The 20,381-nt window shown below is 38.6% G+C and carries 14 protein-coding genes; 4 read left to right on the plus strand and 10 right to left on the minus strand.

Annotation, left to right across the window (positions count from 1 at the left end; translation table 11 throughout):
• Positions 1-19: 19 nt before the first annotated feature.
• From DFQ12_RS10515 to DFQ12_RS10525, 3 genes are all read right to left on the minus strand, one after another.
• Positions 20-3,379 carry a SusC/RagA family TonB-linked outer membrane protein gene (locus DFQ12_RS10515; protein ID WP_120258871.1) on the minus strand — a complete coding sequence of 1,120 codons (3,360 nt, stop codon included), beginning with the start codon at positions 3,377-3,379 and terminating at the stop codon, positions 20-22.
• Between the two features lie 27 nt (positions 3,380-3,406).
• Complete coding sequence (locus tag DFQ12_RS10520) at positions 3,407-4,435, minus strand: FecR family protein (protein ID WP_120258872.1); 1,029 nt, start codon at positions 4,433-4,435, stop codon at positions 3,407-3,409.
• 111 nt (positions 4,436-4,546) lie between these two features.
• Positions 4,547-6,127, minus strand: a complete 1,581-nt coding sequence (locus DFQ12_RS10525) for a ThuA domain-containing protein (RefSeq protein ID WP_120258873.1) — start codon at positions 6,125-6,127, stop codon at positions 4,547-4,549.
• Positions 6,128-6,470: 343 nt separating this feature from the next.
• Between DFQ12_RS10525 and DFQ12_RS10530 the strand changes: the two genes are divergently transcribed.
• The 4 genes from DFQ12_RS10530 (at position 6,471) to DFQ12_RS10545 (ending at position 11,533) form a co-directional block, all read left to right on the plus strand.
• The gene (locus DFQ12_RS10530; protein WP_167457238.1) at positions 6,471-7,877 is read left to right on the plus strand and encodes an amidohydrolase family protein; all 1,407 of its coding nucleotides are present in this window, start codon (positions 6,471-6,473) and stop codon (positions 7,875-7,877) included.
• 33 nt (positions 7,878-7,910) lie between these two features.
• The gene (locus tag DFQ12_RS10535; protein WP_120258875.1) at positions 7,911-9,275 is read left to right on the plus strand and encodes an alginate export family protein; all 1,365 of its coding nucleotides are present in this window, start codon (positions 7,911-7,913) and stop codon (positions 9,273-9,275) included.
• A gap of 261 nt (positions 9,276-9,536) precedes the next feature.
• Positions 9,537-10,175, plus strand: a complete 639-nt coding sequence (locus DFQ12_RS10540; RefSeq protein WP_120258876.1) for an isochorismatase family protein — start codon at positions 9,537-9,539, stop codon at positions 10,173-10,175.
• 170 nt (positions 10,176-10,345) lie between these two features.
• Positions 10,346-11,533, plus strand: coding sequence for a c-type cytochrome (locus DFQ12_RS10545; RefSeq protein WP_120258877.1), 1,188 nt, complete (start codon positions 10,346-10,348; stop codon positions 11,531-11,533).
• A 13-nt stretch (positions 11,534-11,546) separates the two neighbouring features.
• Here the strand turns inward: DFQ12_RS10545 and DFQ12_RS10550 are convergent, their stop codons facing one another.
• The 7 genes from DFQ12_RS10550 to DFQ12_RS10580 form a co-directional block, all read right to left on the minus strand.
• Complete coding sequence (locus DFQ12_RS10550) at positions 11,547-12,137, minus strand: Crp/Fnr family transcriptional regulator (protein WP_120258878.1); 591 nt, start codon at positions 12,135-12,137, stop codon at positions 11,547-11,549.
• Between the two features lie 441 nt (positions 12,138-12,578).
• The gene (locus tag DFQ12_RS10555; protein WP_120258879.1) at positions 12,579-13,220 is read right to left on the minus strand and encodes a hydrolase; all 642 of its coding nucleotides are present in this window, start codon (positions 13,218-13,220) and stop codon (positions 12,579-12,581) included.
• Positions 13,221-13,546: 326 nt separating this feature from the next.
• Positions 13,547-14,137, minus strand: coding sequence for a Crp/Fnr family transcriptional regulator (locus DFQ12_RS10560; RefSeq protein ID WP_120258880.1), 591 nt, complete (start codon positions 14,135-14,137; stop codon positions 13,547-13,549).
• A 216-nt stretch (positions 14,138-14,353) separates the two neighbouring features.
• On the minus strand, positions 14,354-15,064 hold the full coding sequence (locus DFQ12_RS10565; protein ID WP_120258881.1) for a hydrolase: 711 nt from the start codon (positions 15,062-15,064) through the stop codon (positions 14,354-14,356).
• A 284-nt stretch (positions 15,065-15,348) separates the two neighbouring features.
• On the minus strand, positions 15,349-17,106 hold the full coding sequence (locus tag DFQ12_RS10570; RefSeq protein WP_120258882.1) for a M60 family metallopeptidase: 1,758 nt from the start codon (positions 17,104-17,106) through the stop codon (positions 15,349-15,351).
• Positions 17,107-17,178: 72 nt separating this feature from the next.
• On the minus strand, positions 17,179-18,339 hold the full coding sequence (locus DFQ12_RS10575; RefSeq protein ID WP_120258883.1) for a DUF1735 domain-containing protein: 1,161 nt from the start codon (positions 18,337-18,339) through the stop codon (positions 17,179-17,181).
• 39 nt (positions 18,340-18,378) lie between these two features.
• Complete coding sequence (locus tag DFQ12_RS10580) at positions 18,379-20,343, minus strand: RagB/SusD family nutrient uptake outer membrane protein (RefSeq protein ID WP_120258884.1); 1,965 nt, start codon at positions 20,341-20,343, stop codon at positions 18,379-18,381.
• Between the last annotated feature and the right edge of the window lie 38 nt (positions 20,344-20,381).

Genomic DNA, 20,381 nt, shown 5'->3' on the forward strand with positions numbered 1-20,381 from the left:
CTTAATTTGGTTTATATTTTTAAAATCTTGCATTTATACCAAAAGAATAGGTCCGTGATAGCGGGTAATAACCTAAGTCTGCTTCCGGGTCAAAATTGATCAAAGAAATGGTTGCTAAATTCTGCCCGGATATAAAGATCCGGGCGCTTTTAATTTTTATCTTATCCAGAAGCTGGTTCGAAAAAGTATATCCTATTTGTGCATTTTGTATTTTCATATAGTTGGCTTTTCTCAACCAGAAACTCGAGAATCTTGTATCATTAGCCGTATTTGAAGATGACAACCGGGGTGCTGTTCCATCTGTATTTTCTGGCGACCATGCATCCATTCCAATGACGGGTACATTATCTGTCAGATTAAAAGGAACAACAGAATAACCAGATAAATACATCACGTTGTTATGTCGGCCGTTTAGATTTGCAGAAATATCAAAATTTTTCCATCCGAAGTTAAAATTAAGCCCGTAAATAAGAGGTATTTTTCTATTCAGGACCGTACGATCTAATCCATTTATTACTCCATCGGGAATTCCATCGGGTCCACTGATATCACGATATCTAATATTTCCTGGAAGGATATTAGTCCCCTGAGAAGGTGCTGCAGCAATCTCCTCCGCTGACTGAAACAAACCCATCGATTCAAGACCATACATCAGGTCAAATTGATCTCCTATGGTAGAAATTCGATCTCCAACAATGAGTGGATTGGTACCCCTATTCACCACTTCCGTTTTCGACCAGTTTAAAACAAACCCCACTCCCCAACTGAAATCATTTTTAGTATCATTATAACTACCACTGATATCCCATCCTCTATTTTTTAACACAGCGCCATTAGTTAATGGACCTGCTAATCCAAATTCGGCTGGTGCAGTACTTCTGTAAAGAATACGATCCCGCTCATTATCAAAGTAATCTACCGAAAAGACAAGCTTTTGCTTAAACAGACCAATATCTAGACCGAGGTTTGTTTGACGGGAAACTTCCCACACAATATTGGGATCTACCGCTAACCCTTGATATGCACCAGAAACAGCGCCACCATTAAATCCGTAGATGGCCGGATCATAACTTAAAATAACCGCATAAGGATAATAATTGGGATTATTTGGATCTAACTGTTTTTGGGCATCTCCGGCTTCACCGTAAGAAGCTCTTAATTTAAGTTGCGATATCTTGTCAACATTAAAAAAAGATTCATTATGCACATTCCAACCTGCGGATACTGTAGGATAATACCCCCATTTATTTCCCGGGCCAAAATAAGAACTTCCGTCAGCACGTACAGTGGTTTGTAAAAGATACCTGTTATCATAATTGTAATTAAGCCGGCCAAAATAGGATAAAAATGAATAATCAAAAGCACCTCCGTTAGCCTGTTGGTTTACACTCCCCCCTGTGCCTAGTACATTGATATCATTAAATGGCATATTTTCCCTATATCCTTGAAAATTTGAATTATTATAATACTCATACGAATAACCGGCCATTGCTTTAAAATCATGCTTTCCAGTTTTATAGGAATATTCACCGGTGGCCTGTAAAGTATTTCTATAGTTACTAAATTGATATTCCCGTTGTGAGGTAAGCGCATTTGCCCTAAGACCTACCGTTTCATCAACATTAAATAGCTGGTAACTTAATGTTCGGTCTCTTCGGTGTTGATCCATCTGCGCTCTTGCGAAAAGCCCTTGAAAGTTAAGGTTTTTTATGGGGCTATAGTTAATAGTAATATTACCCAGTAACTCTTTAAATTGATCTCTCCTGTGCCCCCCTTCGTTAATGGCTGCGAGTGGATTTCCACCAATAGATCCAGTATTAAAGTATTGCCCCCCCGGAGTTCTTACAGGTACAACTGGAGAATTTCTGATCGCCTGCGATTGAAATCCCTGCGTACCACCATTTGGTTCTAAAATATAAGTATTTGTGTATTGGAGATTACTTGCGATATTAAGTTTGTCAGATAATCGTATCGTCACCGAAGGTTTAAAAATATACCTGTTATAATTATTCTGGGGTAATGTACCATCCTGATAATCGTATGATGTCGATAACCGGTAGGTGATATAATCACTGCGCCCCGAAATGGCAACGTTATTATTACTTATTGCGCTAGTATTCTTATAAATAAGTTTATACCAGTCATTATCTGGCAGCTCTCCATTTGCCAATCTGCGCTGCCCTTCTTCTCCATAAAAACCAGAGGTTTGTCCATCATTTCTTAATTGCTCATCTTTTAGCCGCATATAATCTGCTGAACCTACAAATTTTAACTGAAACTGTGGTTTCTGTATACCAATGCTTTCATTAAATTCTACCACTGGTTTTCCATCTCCTACTTTACCACTTTTTGTCGTCACAAGCATCACACCGTTAGCAGCTCTTGCCCCATAAATAGAAGCTGACGCGGCATCTTTTAAAATAGACACACTTTCGATATCATTTGGGTTTAAGGTATTAATATTACCGACCATACCGTCTATTATCACAAGTACGCCGGAGCTAGTTCCCATAGTTTGAGTGCCGCGGATATTAATACTAGCGCCAGAACCCACTGCACCAGAAGTTTTTCTTATATTTAACCCAGGAATAGACCCTGCCAGCAATTCCTGTACATTGGTTACAGCTCTGCCTTTAAATTGCTTTTCCACATTTACCGTTCCAATAGCTCCTGTAAGATCGCCTTTCTTTTGGGTCCCATATCCAACCACGACAACCTCTTCCAGATTGGTAATACCTATTGCTAATTGCACATGAATAGGATCTGAAGAACGAATTTCCAAAGATTTACTTTCATAACCAATGAGATTAAATTGAAGTGTGTTACCGACAGTCGCTTCAATTGAAAATTTCCCTTCGTCATCTGTTCTAACTGTAGCCGTACCTTTTTGTACTTTTACCGTAACCCCAGATAAAGGATTGCCATTTGTATCACGAACAAAACCACTTATAAATTCTTGATTAACAACAGTGTTTTGTTCTGAATCTTGACTTTTTTGTTGATCTCCACGATTGCGCACCTTGCTAATTTCTTCTATAATATATTGATTATCTGAAACTTTAACTAAATTAAGGTTAGCCTTTGCTAAGATTTTAGGGAGATTATCCAGCTTTAGTATGAGAGGATCCACCCCAGCGATTGTAATTTTATCAATCTGCTTATTTGCATATGCAAAATAGACATGCTCCTTTTTGGACACGTTTTTAAGAATATCGGCGACTTTCATAGAACGGCCTATATTTACACTTTGGGTCTGTTGTTCGAACATCCGTTTCTCCGGATTCATAGATTTTTCTACAGCCCAGAGATTGTTACTCACAACACATAATGACAACATCGGCCCAGCACAAGCCAATTGTCGAATCCATTTGTTTTTCATAAAGTAGAGTTTATTATACTATTTAAATTAGTTATTCGTTGTAATCACAAATTTGTCATATTGGTCATAGATCTTAATATGGTAGATTTTCTCTAAAGAACTTAAAACCGTTTGCATATCGGAGACATCTATTTGTCCCCGCGCGGTCACATTCATCAAATATTGAGGTAATTCACTGGTTACATTCTTTTTATAGGTTAATTGCAACCAAACTACAATCTCGCTAAGTGGTGTATTACTTAATTCCAGTGTACCTGTTTGCCAACTATTAATTAAATTAGACTTAATAGGGAATCTTTTCAATATACCCCGGTCAACATTGACAACCTCACCGGGCTTCATTATCAGATGTTGATTCTCATAGCGCGCACGTACACTTCCCTCATCCAAAGCGATCAATTTAACTGCCGGTGTGCTAACTACGTTAAAACGTGTCCCAAGTACCTCTATCTTTAATCCGTCATGTTCTACTATAAATGGTACTTTTTGCCCATCATTAATCTGTTTTGTCACATGCAAATATCCTTCACCGATTAGATCCAACCTTCGGCCCGAAGCATCTTCATGGTAGTCAGCTGTACTATTCTTATTAAGCCACAATTTACTACCATCGGGCAAGGTAAACTCTTGTTTGCTTGTAGAGGTTGCATAGCTTTCGCCAGTTACCGTGGCACTTTTCTGCAAATAGATCCATAAACCTAATACACAGGCAGCAATAAAAATCGCTGCATATTGTAACCATTGCTGAATTTTTAATCGTCTAAATCTATGATGGACAACTTTTTCCTCCTTACTTTCCAAATGGGCTATAATTCCTGACCAAATTTCTGAACGATAAACTTCATTTACAGCCATTTTAGATTCGAAATACTTGAGTTCATAAAGTTTTCTTGCAACCAATTTTACTTCTTGATATCTCGGATGTTTATCAAACCAGAACAGCCATTGCGCGTCGTCAACTAGATCCTGCTGTGCAGTTAACTGTATAAAATCAGGATCGTTAAACAGCTCCTCTAGAAGCTGATCATCGCCAAACATTTCGGTATGTATTGTCATTTATCAATAATTCGGTTTACTTAATACAAAGACACATTTTTTTTAATTTGTCACCCATCGAAAAATAAAAAAAATATAAAACACTGAAAATGAGGTAAAAAAAAATAGACTCTATTTTCTTTTGTCGGACCTGGAACTCTCTGTGTCGAACAAAATTTTGAGTCCGTAATAGCGACCTACCTCCTCGCCCAGCCTAGACAATTCTTTATCAGATAACGCCCGATCGAAAAGCATGAAACGAGCAATACTGCCAATGAATGATTCTTTTCCTGGGTGATCAATTGCATCTCTTTCCTGTCCAATTACTAGTTTGGAGGCATTAGCAGTCAAATCGACTGGAAAATATCCAAAAGCTGCTTCCTGAAATACATTGTTTACAAATAAGGATAATCGTACCTTTTGAGTTCCTTTTTCCATACGTCCAATCAAGAGATGAAACCTGTTGCTATCCAAGATTAAACGGCTTTCGACTTTTGGATTATTTTGGTCCCAGCGACCAAAAGTTCGACCATTTCTGCTCCCCATCCAAACCGTATTATCATTATTTAATCCCGCCCAAAAGCCTTCATAATTCTCTCCATTTTTGAGATTACCAAAAAAGGAATTAACATCTTTAACTTCCCCCTGCTGCTGCCCTGGTCGCAAAACACAAAGCCAAGTATATCCACTACCGGCAACCAATGCATCAAAACAGCTTTCACTTTGACTAACAAGCTCTTGCCTATTAAAAAACAATACTCGATGCCAATTTATTTCAGGGCCTTCTACTTTCCAAAATGGTTGGCCAGGATTGTCCTCTGTTCGCCCCGTGGAATTGGATTCAAAAATTTTCACTTCCGAATTGGAAGCCTGATTGAACCATTTTGTGACACGATTAGCGCTGTTTAAGACAACTCCTTTGTCTGCATCCAAGTCTACTTGAAGTCCGTCTGTTGGTGTTATCGTATTTTTAGCTGCAACCCATCGTATCCCCTCTTCTATAAGACGGATGTACTTTCCATCATTATAAATTGCATCAGTATGGCCTAAAGAGGAGAAAAAAGACTTCCCGCCTTCAAATAAATGTGTCCAAACTAACGGGTGATCGCCGTGCATTTTTTCTTTACCTTGATAAGAATTTTCATTGACGGACAATAATACCTGAACACTGCCACGAGGATTGGGCAACATCCGATGGTACTCATCACGCACTTTCCAAATCTTGGGCAGGTGCTTCGTGATCGGGTGATTTTCTATTTCAACAATACAATCCGCGTCTTGAACCGGAGGGTGATCGATTAATGTTGTGCCAAGCAGATTTTGATACCATTGCTGAAAATCCTTGCCTTCATTCCAGATAGCTCCGGCACAATGGATCCCAACAAATCCTCCGCCACCATGGATAAATGAACGAAAAGCATCCTGTTGTTCTTCATTAAAAATCTGACCTTCATTACCACAGTTATTATTGAATACAACGACGTCAAAAGAGGCCAGATCCCGAAGGTTGAAGATAGCTGCCTGCTTGGTGCTGACACATTCCCAATTATTTCTAGCACAAATCTTTTCAATCATATCAACAGCAACAGGCTGAGATAAGTGGCGGAATCCCGAGTCTCCGTAAAAATTGAGTATGCGCAACTGTTGGGCGTGGACAATGGCATGGCTTATAGAAATAATCAAGCCGATAATCATCATTAGGTTCTTCTTCATTGTTTGATTCCTTAATCTGTATATTTAAAACGTTGCGAACAAATTGTATCGAGTATACAATTGTGTAGTTTATAATTGAATCCCTATTTTATATAGACACGATAAATCTATCTTTTCACCCATTGACACCTTAAAAAAATACAATGGCATCATGCTCCTGTGGTAATTTATAGAACTTAAGAAAAGAAACATACAAACAAGCTTTTTATAGATTCTTAATCTATGTTAATATTTTATAATTGGATCAGACTTAAATTTGTGGGTGTTTTGAAAAGAGACTGATGGACATGTGACCCAATCATTCATTGTTTTTCAAATGGTATTAGTTATAAATCGATACATTATGAATAGAAGAGATTTCTTAAAAAACAGTTCGCTGTTATCTTTAAGTCCGCTGCTGATAAGCAACCCTTTTGATACTATGACACCTACACTAGAATCAAAAACCTTAAGCAATACCGGCGTTTATCTGATCAAGGATGCGGAAATATTGTCCATGGACACTGCAATAGGGCATCTACAAAAGGGTAGCATACTGATCGAAAATGGGGTGATAAAAGCAATTGGTTCCACAGTCTCCTTTCCAGCCAATGCTATAATTATCGATGGCCATAATGCAGTAGTCATGCCTGGTCTTATTGATAGCCATTGGCACCTATGGACTTCGGTAATGCGCAGTATGCCCGGATACTCTTCGGATGAGGGGTATTTCCCGATGTCAGTTAAGTACAGCCGTCTGATGTCAGGACCGGATATGAAAATTATCTCCAAGTATTCACTGGCGGAAGCTATTAATTCGGGAATCACTTCCATCAGCGATTTTAATCATAACACACGGACCTTTGAGCATGCGAAGGCAGGCCTTGATGCATTCGCTGAAATGGATATGCGCGGGCAATTTCTATATGGTGACCACCGGGATCTGAAAGAAAGCGACCCTACCAATTTTGCGGAGATAAAGAGATTACTTGAGCTTGTGGCAAAAGACAAAAAATACCAGAAAATTCGTCTGGACTTGGGCAGCCGTTCTGTAAAATACCCCAAAATACAGGAAGACTGGAACAATGCCCGACAATTGGGTATGCGTATTGTTATCCACGCCTCTTCTCGTGTGAATGCCCACGAAGGTGAGATAAAAAAGCTCCATGATATGGGGATATTGGGTAAAGATGTTAATATCATCCATGGTAATGCAATAACAGAACAAGAGGCGCTCTATGTTTCACGCGCTGGTAGCTCCATCACAATGACACCCTATTCGGAAATGCGTGTAGGATATGGTTTTCCTCCTATTAAAATACTTAAAAAGTATGCGATATTGACGGGGGTCGGCATTGATACTGTTGCGCTAAGCGGTGATGGAAATCTTTTCTCTACTTTAAAACTATTGAAAAATGTAGGTAATGCAACTACGTTGGATGAATTCTACATGAATCCTTACGAACTATTGGAAATGGCAACAATCAATGGAGCAAAGATACTAGGCATTGATAATGTGGTGGGCTCACTTGCAGTAGGAAAGCAGGCTGACCTGATCCTTATGCGCAAGGATGATCTCAACTTTTCCGGTAACAGTCAGACTGAGCGTCTTGTAATCGAAGCTGCATCCGCTGCCAACATAGACTTGGTTATGATCGGCGGCAAGATACTTAAAGAGAATGGTAAACTCACCTATCCGAATACGAATCAGCTGTTTGAGGAAGCACAGGAAGTTTCTAAGCGGATCCAGCGTCAGGTCGAGGGCTCATAATATTTGTAAACTGTTTTAAAACCGTGAGCTCCAATGGTACATTATCTAATTCCGCTCATCATACTCCTATTATCGTGTTGTTCCATCTCCTATGCCCAAGTGAAAGATGTATTTGAATTTAGTCTATTGCGTCAGAATGACAACATCGATACCTTGTTGCAATTAGCCAACAGTCAAAAGAATCTCTATCAGCGGGCCAAACTATTAAAGCTATCCCAGAACACTAGTCTTTCCTTTGGTGGAAGTTGGCGGTATCAGATGGAAAGTTTCAAGAACCAGCGTTTTGTGGATATCGACAACGGAAACCGTATCTGGCTGATGAACAGATTTTTGTTCAATAGCCATCTCAGATTCAAGAATGGAGAGATTTATGGTGAACTATTGAGCAGCTGTGCCAATGGAAAAAATGATCTAAGCCCTGTGGATGCTGAAAAAATGGATATTAACCAGCTTTTCATAAAATACAAAATTACCCCCTCCATTAAAGTGGGTATCGGTAGGGAAAACCTTAAACTCGGCAGTGGCCGTGTCATTGATCCCAGGGAAGGTCCAGGAGTACGCCGCGCCTTTGACATGGTACAAGTAAAATATAGCCAGGACGATTTGACAGTGCATGCTTTTTTTGGTGCAACCGGCAGTGTACAACCCGAAATATTCGACAACCGTTATCTTGATTTTAAGGAGACCTTAACAGCTGTATATACCACGAAAAAATTAGATGCGGTCAATAATCTGGATACCTATTTTATGTATCAGAAAGATGATGATGTAAATTACAGCAACATATCCGGAAACGAGAGAAGAGCTTTACTTGGCGCACGCCATTTTGGTTCCTTCGGTAGTGTAGATTTTAACAATGAAATCTTCTTTCAGTTTGGAAGTATCGCTGACCAGCGTATCCGTGCCTGGGCCATCGCACTACAGGCTGAAAAAAAAATTAAATTTGGGGATCGACCAGCCACACTAGGCTTTAAATCGAATCTCATCAGCGGAGATACGGATCCTGATGATAAGGTCAACAATACATTTGACCCCTTCTATCCCAGGGGGGCTTACTTTGGAAGGGTAGCCAGTTTCACACCTTCCAATTTTATCGATCTGCACCCCTATATAAATATGAACGTCAACAATTTTTTCTTTGAGGTTGACTATGATATATTCTGGCGGTATTCTGTACGTGACGCGCTCTATAACCCTTCAATGCAGGTGGACTATGCCGATCTAAATGACCGACGCTTTATTGCTTATCAAATCGGCACAGTAATGGGATATAAGCCGAATAACTTTATCAATATTGAGCTGGAATCCAATATCGTTTGTCCAGGTACATTCCTCAAGGAAAGTGGAAGAAACAGAACGATGGTACATGTTGTACTTGGTGCCGAATTTAGCTTCTGAAGAAGAGATTTGAATTACGAAAGATCTCGACTTGCTCAAATGGTTTATCGAAAAATACATTTCTGTTTTATTCGATAGGATGTACTTGTAAAACCCCAGGAAGCAAAACTTAATATAGCTTAAGTTTTGTACTTAATGTAGTTTATTTTTCAGTAAAGTTTGTCTTAGTAACTTTAACAGAAACATAATAGTAGGTTATTTATAAACGCGCCAATACTATTATTCTTTTAATTACATATTCACACTTAAAAAATTAAAAACATGGCACTCACAACAAGAATCAATGCTGACGATGTTGCATTTCTATTAATCGATCATCAGAGTGGTCTATTTCAAACTGTAAAAGACATTGAGGTCCCCACTTTACGGAACAATGTAGTTGCTCTGTCTCAAATTGCTACAGTAGAGAATATCCCAGTGATTACAACAGCATCAGAACCAAAAGGCCCTAATGGTCCATTAATGCCCGAGATCCACGAGAACGCTCCACATGCAGTATATGTAGGCCGCAATGGAGAGGTTAACGCGTGGGATACCCCGGCATTTGTTGAGGCAGTAAAGAATACCGGGAAGAAAAAATTAGTTATTGCAGGGGTGTTAACGAGCGTTTGCGTTGCTTTTCCATCTATTTCTGCTATTGCTGAGGGATACGAGGTCTTTGCCGTTATTGACGCCTCTGGAGATATGAGCCCACTATCTACACAAGTAACCCTGGCAAGATTACAGCTGGCGGGAGCGATTCCGATCACCACAACTGCTGTCATCAGCGAAATATTAAAAAGCTGGAAACATAAAGATTCCGCAAAATACGCAAAAGCACTATCTCTGGTAATGCCAAATTATCAAGCACTAATTGAAAGTTATTATAAAGCACAAGAAGTTGCTCTCGAAAACAAATAATGGCTTTGGTAATTTGCTTTACAAATCCCCGGGATTGCTTCTATCGGCTTTCACGGGGATAACTAATATTATTTTTTGGAAGATTAATTTTTCTAGGTCATTTCTTACCCTCGAAGCGATTTAACCCCATATTAATAATTGAAGGTAACTTATGAACTAAATCGGCTTTTATGAACATCGTATTACTGACACTACTATTCTTAATTTTCTTGGTTATTGTTTTTATTTTGATCGATCGAATGCTCGAAGTACTCAAACAAAAACAATATCACGAGGCCATACAATACGATCCATTTATGCGTTCGGTCGATTGGATCTTCAACAGCTTTTTTGAATGGAAACGCTGGAAAAAATATATCTTCGTTAGCCTTACAATTACCATATTGGTCATGGGTATTGGAATCTGTTTCATCCAATTCGTGCTTCCTTTACCGCCAAAAGTAATTGAAGTAAATATCAATCATCAAGACACAAACTTACTGGCAAGGGGAAAATATCTTGTCGAACATGTTGCAATTTGTACCGACTGCCACAGCCCAAGGGATGCAAGTCGTTATTCCTGGCCTGTGATTGCAGAACAAGCTGGTGCTGGGGCACCCTTTCTATCCAAGAAAGGAGGATTTGATTTTCCTGGTGAGTCTTTTACACCCAACATTACTCCTGCTGGAGAAATTGGCCAATGGACAGATACGGAGCTGTACCACCTACTTACTACCGGAATAAGGCCAGATGGCAGTACTATCAACCATGCTATGCCATTTGAGGCTTTTGGACAGGCCGATCCCGAAGATTTAAAAGCCATTATTGTCTATCTCCGCACCCTGGATCCCATTCATAATTCACCAGTAGGAAAAACACAAATTGACTACTTCTATCAATTGACAAACCGATTGATTCAAAGAACGCCAAAGCCAATTTATAAATCAGATCTAAAAAATGCTATTGATTCAGGTAAATATCTGGTTACGCTGGCAGCCTGCAATGACTGCCACACACCTAAAAAATGGGACGATTCTTTCGACACAAAACGTGCTCTTATGGGCGGTATAGAATTTCCGATGCCGACCGGAGGATTTGTACATTCGGCCAACCTAACACCCGATGAAAGTGGTATAGGAGATTGGTCCGAAGAGGCTTTTGTCAATCGTTTTCTATCCTATCGAGATAGTTCGGCCATCTACAAAGTATCCAAAGGATCTGTCAACTCACTAATGCCCTGGTCTGCTTTTCGATATATAGAAGAAGCTGATCTAAGAAGAATATATGCTTATCTAAAAACACTACCTCCTATTTATAACCCAGTTGTCAAATTCACAAAGAAATCCTACAGCATAAAAAAAGATGGGCAAGATGAATAATAAAACATCCACCTCACCTCAAATTATCATTGGATAATTCGCGTAAAACGCGGCTTAGAAATTCAGGTGTAATACCAATATAAGAGGCAATCAATTTTTGGGGAAGTTGTTCAAACAAATCTGGATATCGCGTTTTAAAATTTTCATATCGCTCAAGTGCTGTCAGGCTAACTGTTTCAATTATACGACGCTGCGATGCCGCAAAAGCATTCTCCGCCAACAAACGAAAGCAACGTTCCAAATTTGGCACCATTTCGTACAAATTACTCAGATCTAAATGAGACAACAATAGGATTTCGCTATCGAAAACTGCATCAATATATAAACGGCTTGGTTCTTGATTTTTCAGACTAAACATATCGCCAATCCACCAGCCACTCGGTGCAAATTGCAAAACACGTTCGAAACCATTTTTTTCAAGTGTGTAGCTCTTCAGACATCCACTGATAACAAAAAAGCCATATTTTTGTATCTCCATTTCTTCAAGCATTAACTGCTTCCGTCTTACCTTTTTCAATTTCAAAAATGAACGTATCAATGCCACTTCATTTTTGGATAGTTTTACATATTTGGAAATATGTTCAATAAGGAGTTGTTTTTTCATTGTCTACGATCATTGTTTATTCACCACCAAATGAATAGTTATAGCAGAAAATTTTTAAAGTCAATATCCATTTAATTTAAAGACACCACTTCTTTCAATTTCACCCCATAGAATAAATAAAAAGAAACTAACCACCTGTGTTTAAGTTAAAAAAATAAATCAAAATACAGTAAGCTGTAACCACCAATTACATTGATAAACACAAGGCTTTCAATCACTATATGATATCGTTTTTATATTCAAGGGTAGTAGATAAGGGGAAATATCAGATTCTCGTATTATTTCACGAGAAGAATTCTTTAGAAACCAACTGCTCTTGCGGAAATTATAACTAGACAAATGAGAATAATGTGGTCAAATTTACTCTACCATTATCAAGGTAAATTATTCATGGGCAGATTACAATTTTATCTGGCAATCTGCCCTAAAAATATTAATCAATTATTCGTTAGCATCGTAAGAAAACTGTATACCTGCAGTACCTCCTGTTTCAATGAACAACTTCATAAAACCCGGTGCCGTCTCAGCTCGTTTCCAGTCCCTTTGCAACTCACAAAATAATTGAGCTACGCTTATTGAAACAGCTCCTGCTTGCTCCATTCTACGAATAGCTGCATCGTGAGCTGCCAATGACGTCCCACCAACTGCGTCTACAACAATATATACCTCATATCCTTCCTTTAAGGCATCCAAAACAGGAAAGGTAAGACAGGCTTCTGTCCACAATGCAGTCATAATTAACTTCTTTCTTCCTGTTGCTTTTACAGCTTCTACAAACTCTTTATCTTCCCAAGAGTTGATTGTGGTACGATCATAAGATGGTAAATGCTTTAATACCGATTTCAACTGTGGAACGGTCTCCTTATTGAAACCTGTCTGAACATTTACTGTAGACAAAACTGTTGGAATATCGTAGAGATTAGCCGCTTTAGCTACACCCACAATATTATTAATTAACAATTGCCTATCCATAGAAGCAATTGAATTAACCTGTACAGGTTGATAATCGATAACGATTAACGCAGAATTCTGCGAAGTAAGCAAGTGATCCTCCACTTGGTTACGAATTGGCAATGAACTCATATTTTCTGTTTTTTAAATTTATAATGACATGAATTAAAGAATCATTTTCTTGAAAAATTGCATGCCATAGATTGCTTTGAATTTATTTATACAAATTGCAACGGCATCTATGGATACTATAGCTATTTAACAATATAGCCTTATCAAACATTTTGATTTACTCAAAAATAAGCCACTGTCATTATTTAAAACTTAACCTAGATTAAGTCCGCACTTTTTTATTATTTAAGATTCTTCGATCAATTGGCTTATTCATTTTTTTGGCCTTATCAAACAGATCCTATAGGATCGCCCAGCAGTTACCAAAAGCGAACGAAAGGAGAAGTTTATTTTTTAACTATTTGGCTTCTCAATCTGCTTAAATGTTCAGGAGTAATTCCCAAATAAGAAGCAATATCTTTTAAAGGAACTTGCTGGATTAGCATCGGAAAGCTTTCCATAAAATTGAGGTATCTTTCACGTGCAGATAGCGTAAGTGTTTCTATCGTCTTCTTGTGTTGAGCACAAAGTGCATTTTGATATATAATACGAAAAAAAGACTCAAAAACCGGAAATTCTTTAAGCAACTTATCAAAGTTTTTCTTCTCTATCTGGAGAATTTCTGTATCTATAACAGCTTGAATCATCATTTCCGATGGGTATTGATTAAAATAGGAATATAGATCACTTGCCCACCACTGCTCAGGTAAAAAGTATAAGATATGATCTTTACCATCAATCGCCGAATAAAACAGTTTCAAACATCCGCTTAGGACAAAATGTTGATACTTGCATATATTACCAGGATGAGACACGATTTCTCCATTATTGACTTTTACATATTGAAACACCTTACAGATCTCTTCCTTTTCAATATCATTTAGATCTACATATCTAGTGATGTTATCAATTAAACCTTGATGTTTATGTCTAACCATACCTCTTATTTTATTGTTGTATTAAAAGTATACAATATCAAAGATTGTGATTAATTCAATATTGCTATCATAAATTTTCCTTGAAATAATCTATATGTAGCCGAGTTTCGATAGTCAAGGCGGAAGATTTAGCTGTCATTGGGAATGTTTCTATTGAATAAGACTTATACGATATGAGTATAAGTCTTATTCAATAGAAACTAATCTAAAAAACTATTATTTCTGCTTCGTATTATTTAACAGCTGTTGCTCCCATAACCAGCTTGTTCCAACATTGCCCTGATGTTCAACCATAATTTTATTCATGGCAGGAACCGTTTTCTGTCTCGCCCAATCTCGTTGAAGTTCTCCTCCAAATACACCCCAGGTGATTGGAGTTACTCCTGACTGAATCATTCTGTGTATAGCCATTTCATGTGCTTCAAGAGTTGTTCCACCAGAAGCATCTGTTACGACATACACATCATATCCTTCTCCCGCCGCTTGAATCGCAGGCATCGCAAGACAAATTTCGCTCCAAAGAGCAGCTATCACAACTTTCTTCCGACCGGTTTTCTTTACCCAATCAACAACTTTTGGGTCTTCCCAAGCATTTATCCATGTTCTATTTAATGGTTTTTGTTCAGGAAATACATCTTGGAGTTGTTTTAAGAGATTTCCACCTAAGTCTTCAACAACCGTAGTGAGGAGAGTTGGAACGCCAAATGCCTTTGCGGTTTTTGCAAGTCCGACGACATTGTTAATAATTGTTTGAGAATTATGACTTCCCAATCCGGCGAATTGAAATGGTTGATGGTCAATTAAAATCAGTACGCTATTTTCCGGAGTTAGGAGAGCTTGTAAGCCTGCTTTAGAATTATTGTTGGCGACTTGTGCTGTTGCTGATAATGACAAACAGAAAAAAAATAAGATTAGTAAATTTTTCATCGTTTTTAATTTTAATGATTTATTTTCAAAGCTACGATCAATAGAGATTGTACCACTTGATCTTTGTTAAGATCGATCAAGTAAAAACTTAATTGACGCTGAAGAAAAATTCAACCGGATGCTATCCAACAAAAATCTGACAATAGCGCTATTTCACTCTGTCTCTTCTTTAAAAATCTATATCCTGTGAATCATCCTTAAACGATGACCAAATACATTCGGTGCAAATAAGCAAACGGAGATTGGTTTAAGAGACCAATCTCCGCTCCTCTAATTAAAATACGCTAATAAACTTTTACTTCAGCCATCGCTGCATTTTGAGTACCATCAAATGCAGATTTGAAAATAAGTTTAAAATAACGGAATGATTTCACTGCTGGCAAAGCTATATTTTGCGGAGTAACCACATCTTGTAACACAAATTGACCTTCACTATTCCAATTTATATTGTCCGGACTTACCTGAATCTCTATATCTTTTACTCTTCGTGGACCATTTCGCTGTGTAAAGGTAAATCCTGTTACAGTTGTATCTTTTTTCATATCGACAGCGATAAAATATGGATAAGTCCCAGGAGTACTTGACCATCTTGAATGCCAGTAGGTAGCAGCATTGCCATCGATCATATTTGCTGCTCGCCCATTTTCGGAAGCTGTCTCTTGATTGGTGTAACCGACTACGAGCCATTTATTTTCCCAATTTGGATCGTCAGTTTTGCTTGTAAGGTCTTCTGCGGATGCTGGTAAATTGAGATTTCCAATTTCTGTGTAGACCGATTCACTCACTTTAAGTCCCCATTTTCGGAAGAAAGCACTTAAATTTTTACCCGAGATTGTACAGGCTTTCAACATAAAGTAACGCATCTGTTGTTCTCTTGTCGAAAACGTAGCTTGCTCTTCTCGCGTTTCTTTATGCAAGGTCTGGTAAAAATTATCGCCAAATGCCAACCATAATTGCTGGAACATTGCCAATCGAACAAAAAGTGAAGTGCTGCTTGCATTGAAATCTTTTTCCGCATAGGGAATTATCAAATAATCCATCGCATCGACCCACACATTATCCCCAGTTAATCGTGAGGTTGGATGCCCCATTTTCCGTTCTACCGCTAAGGAATAGATATTAACGGTAACCTCGCCAAGGGCGTCCCAGGTCCAGGCGCCTTGTTGATGCATATGTCCTAATTCGTGCCAAGGTCCCCAGCCATTATTACGGGCTCCGTCAACAGTCAATACTACGTTCATAACACTACTAATGTACGCAGTCCGATACCAGGTTGCTACCATGTAATAATCTGTATTATCGGTCTCTGTCATTAAAAGTTTATGAACATTTTCTTTGTGCTGGGCCGAAGAATTGTCAATACCACTAATGGCATATTCAGCTTTTGTTATTTCATCAAAAGTTTGCATCAACTGTTGCTGATTTTCCTGCCGATATTCCAATGCTTTGGCACGGGATGCCACTAACATTGTTTCGTTGCTTTCCAAAATGACATCTGGAGCTGTTGTCCATGTATCTAACATCGTTTGCCATTGTGCATTTGTCGTCTTTCCAAGGACAAAGTGCGGTGCAGGCCGGTGGCCACTTCTAAATTCAAGCTGAACTTTACCTGTCGGTGCACTATTGTCATTTGCATTGTAACGGATGTATAGGAGCCCCCCGTACTCATCTGCCTGAATGGTATTAATTCCTGCGGTTAATGGTACGACTGTAGGATTCCACTTCGCTTTATACCTGGAAAAAGTTCCAATAAAAAGTGTCGGAACACCACTGCCATCTTCCAATTGCTCTACATGGATCGTAAGCGTTTCATTCGGAGCCACATAGAATCCGGTTGCCGTAAAATCGGATGCAGGATTTCGTTGCCCTAATCGTTTGGCTTCTTTTGTCCCAGAGGGTACTTCATTAAAAACCTGAATAGTGTCATAACTAATAGCCAAACTATCAATCGGCACTTCTTCCATGACAACTACGTTTTTCTGGCAAGCAGAAAAAATAACAACAGCTATCAAAAACCATAATTTAATTGCATTTTTTAACATAATAAAAAAGTTAATGTTTATAAATTGATTAATAAAAAAATGATATGCTTCTTTCTAATGAATTGAATAAACTTATTTAGGATCGATTGGTAACCAATACTTATATCCTAGCTGTCGTATTCGTTGCCAATTTTGTGGCGCACTTGAAGCATTAGGGTTTCTAATATCAAGTTTATCATCTACGTAGGTAAGGATATCGGTATAATCCGACCCAATGACACTTTTATAATGCAATGTCAAGGTCTTGGTTTTCGGATCATAAGAATTGTCAATACTGGTTTTCTGCGTTGTCGAATAATTGAATGTCCGGACAGGAAAATTCGGATCTCCCTGCAACACAGGTTCCATGGTATATGTACCATAAACCTCATTGTTTAAAAACAATTTATTGTACATCCAGCCTGATCCATGGATACCAAAAACTTCAAAACTCCAAACCCCTGTCCCCCATATCACAAACTGCCCTTTATTTTTTCCATCATGACTAAGTTTGGTAATGAACTTGTAGGTATGGTGCACACCGCCAACCGTATTCTCCGCTCCATTACCCTGCAGGCGAGCTGAGTGATATCGTCCTTCAGGTAGTTCTGGAATCGGAAAGCCTGACCAGTTGACGACCTTGTCTATATCGACGACCAAATTACCCACCATAAAATTGTTATAATAATTTGCAATTTCGCCACCATTGACTATTTTTAAAGGAAAAGCATAATTCAGATACTGTTCTATTTTTTCACGCTTGATGGGAATTTTGAAAATTAACGACTTTGAGGCGCTTCCCTTAGGTATGACAACGGTAAATAGTTTAACGACCTTATCAAAGGCAGCGTTAACCTCATATTCATCTGCCCCCGGAATAAAATATTTCGTATTGTTTTCTGTATTATAATCTGCCAAGACCTCTTCATCAAACATCAATTGTACTGGGATATCTCTGTCTGCCAGAAGTGATCCTCCTACTCCAACTTTAAATTTGATCTCTACTGATCCATTGCGTTTATCTTCTATCAGATCAACATCATAGTTGTCGTTTTTAATTTTCAACGTATCCTTAAATGTATAGGCCTGAATTGCCGTAATGACCCGTTCGGAAGCTGCTGTGGACTCACCGCTTACAATATAGATTTCTTGCTTAAAAAACTCTTTATTCTCGTAATCCAATTTTCCGCATCCGAGCAGTTGAAAAAGGATAACCGTTATGATAAAACGTGTAAAAAACTGCTGTCTTTTCATATAATTTTTCAGTTTACTTAGTTTATAAATATGACTATCTTACCAACCAGGATTTTGTACAAGTTCTCCCCAGTGATTAGAAACATCGACAAAAGGAAGCGGGAAAAAGTAATCCTTTTTCTTAAAGGAATATCCATCTATGATTGTACGGTCATAAAAGCTGATATCCGTTTTTTTATAGTTCATTCCATAGACAGGTCCACCGACACCGGCTGGATTTCCCCAAATATCACGCTGTACTCTTTCGGCGTCTTTCCAGCGTCTTACATCAAAAAATCTTTTCCCTTCAAATGCAAATTCGATCATCCGTTCTTTCTTTATCCAAGCGCGGACTTCGGCCTGACTACCTACCGTAAACCCCGGCAATCCTGCTCTAAAACGTATCAGATTTAGGTATTTAAGAATATCTGGATGATTGGGTTGAAACTCATTTAAAGCCTCAGCGTAGGATAAATATATTTCCGCAAGCCGATAAACTGGAAATTGCTTCTCAAAAGTTCCTTCAATTCGCATATCACCATCATTGACGTATTTCACGATGGAATAACCTGTGCGCACAGAGGGGCGATCGGTCTCAATATATCCATCGGCTGTTTCTGCCCTAAAATCCGCATAATAATAGGGATCTGTTTTATCGTCTTGTTTAAAACCTCTTCCATGGAAGCCCAATGTCGCATAAAAGCGTGCTTCTCTATTCATTACACGATTAGGAATAGAGGGATAAACATTGCCTTTTAGGAAATTGGTGCGAATCGGAGACAAATCAGAGGCGCCATCGCCCTTAATGTAATAGTTGTCCGCCGATCTAGAGGCGCCATTGTCTTCATATAATTTTCGGTTTTCTTCTTCGATGGTCTTGCCATTATTCATATAAAATGCATCAACGAGCTTTTGTGTGCCGGCAATACGTGATATTATACCTGAATTTGATGCCTTATGTCCGCGGGGCCAGCCTAAGGCTGTCAAATTCACATTTTGATTCGGGCGGGAGACCTGCCAAATAACTTCTTTATTCCAATAATGGTCGCCACCGCTAAATAAAGCCTTGAACGACCTATAGGGATCTACACCTGCGGGTCCATTGGGCCAGGGGACATCATTGCCAACAAAATTTCCAAGGGGAACTGTCTTATAGCCTTCATTAGCAGGCAAAGCCAATAATTCATATTGATTAAGATCTATAATTGATTTATATGCATTTGCTGCTGCCTGCCATTTAGATGCATCATAAGATGGGTTGAAAAAGGGTTCACCAGCTTTGGTTCTAAATGTACTGTATTCGGTATTCCCATTGACCAAGGGACTAGCTGACCAAAGTAATACCCTGGCTTTCGTCGCCATGGCAACTGCTTTTGATGGTCTTCCAAGATCCGAAGATAGTATAGCCGCCTGATTTGGTAATTGTTGACCAACCAAATCTAGTTCTCCTACAATAAAATTCACACATTCCTGAAGGGTTGCTCGGGAAGTTGGATAATCTCCAGAAGCATAATCAATGGTTTTATCGACAATAACAAAGGGGCCATAAATTTCCAATAATAGAGAATAATAATAAGCGCGTAGAAAACGGACATCAGCTTGGTAGCCTTCCACTTCGCCTTCTTTCAATAGTTTGTCATCTGCTAAGGTAGATTTCTCAAGCAATAGATTGCATGCTCTGATGGCTTGATACAGCTTCGTCCAATAATTCAACGCATCGGGCATATTATCTGCGTTATACTTATTTTGAGAAAGTTGCAGCGCTACATAGACATCCAAGCCTGAATGGCCTTCGTCCCCCGCTCCGGCAAAAGCCCAACTATTATGCATGTCCGTAAAATTGGGCAGGTAACCAAAGCAGGCCGCCCATGATTGACGGATATCTTTTCTTGATTTCCAAATATCATTGAGGTTATCTACTTCATGTAAATATTCTTCGGATTCTAGGTAATCACAAGACTGAAAATTGACACTTATGGATACCATAAAGATTAATGCCATTATTTTTGTACTCATTTTTTTCATGCTAGATACTGTTTTGTTTTTCAACTCTATTAAAGGTT

Source organism: Sphingobacterium detergens (assembly GCF_003610355.1).
Classification (GTDB): domain Bacteria; phylum Bacteroidota; class Bacteroidia; order Sphingobacteriales; family Sphingobacteriaceae; genus Sphingobacterium; species Sphingobacterium detergens.

Coding starts and splice junctions, on each gene's coding strand:
- DFQ12_RS10580 (WP_120258884.1), bottom strand. CDS start 20,343: ATGAAAAAAATGAGTACAAAAATAATGGCATTAATCTTTATGGTATCC.
- DFQ12_RS10520 (WP_120258872.1), bottom strand. CDS start 4,435: ATGACAATACATACCGAAATGTTTGGCGATGATCAGCTTCTAGAGGAG.
- DFQ12_RS10575 (WP_120258883.1), bottom strand. CDS start 18,339: ATGAAAAGACAGCAGTTTTTTACACGTTTTATCATAACGGTTATCCTT.
- DFQ12_RS10540 (WP_120258876.1), top strand. CDS start 9,537: ATGGCACTCACAACAAGAATCAATGCTGACGATGTTGCATTTCTATTA.
- DFQ12_RS10545 (WP_120258877.1), top strand. CDS start 10,346: ATGAACATCGTATTACTGACACTACTATTCTTAATTTTCTTGGTTATT.
- DFQ12_RS10560 (WP_120258880.1), bottom strand. CDS start 14,137: ATGGTTAGACATAAACATCAAGGTTTAATTGATAACATCACTAGATAT.
- DFQ12_RS10555 (WP_120258879.1), bottom strand. CDS start 13,220: ATGAGTTCATTGCCAATTCGTAACCAAGTGGAGGATCACTTGCTTACT.
- DFQ12_RS10530 (WP_167457238.1), top strand. CDS start 6,471: ATGAATAGAAGAGATTTCTTAAAAAACAGTTCGCTGTTATCTTTAAGT.
- DFQ12_RS10525 (WP_120258873.1), bottom strand. CDS start 6,127: ATGAAGAAGAACCTAATGATGATTATCGGCTTGATTATTTCTATAAGC.
- DFQ12_RS10515 (WP_120258871.1), bottom strand. CDS start 3,379: ATGAAAAACAAATGGATTCGACAATTGGCTTGTGCTGGGCCGATGTTG.
- DFQ12_RS10565 (WP_120258881.1), bottom strand. CDS start 15,064: ATGAAAAATTTACTAATCTTATTTTTTTTCTGTTTGTCATTATCAGCA.
- DFQ12_RS10570 (WP_120258882.1), bottom strand. CDS start 17,106: ATGTTAAAAAATGCAATTAAATTATGGTTTTTGATAGCTGTTGTTATT.
- DFQ12_RS10535 (WP_120258875.1), top strand. CDS start 7,911: ATGGTACATTATCTAATTCCGCTCATCATACTCCTATTATCGTGTTGT.
- DFQ12_RS10550 (WP_120258878.1), bottom strand. CDS start 12,137: ATGAAAAAACAACTCCTTATTGAACATATTTCCAAATATGTAAAACTA.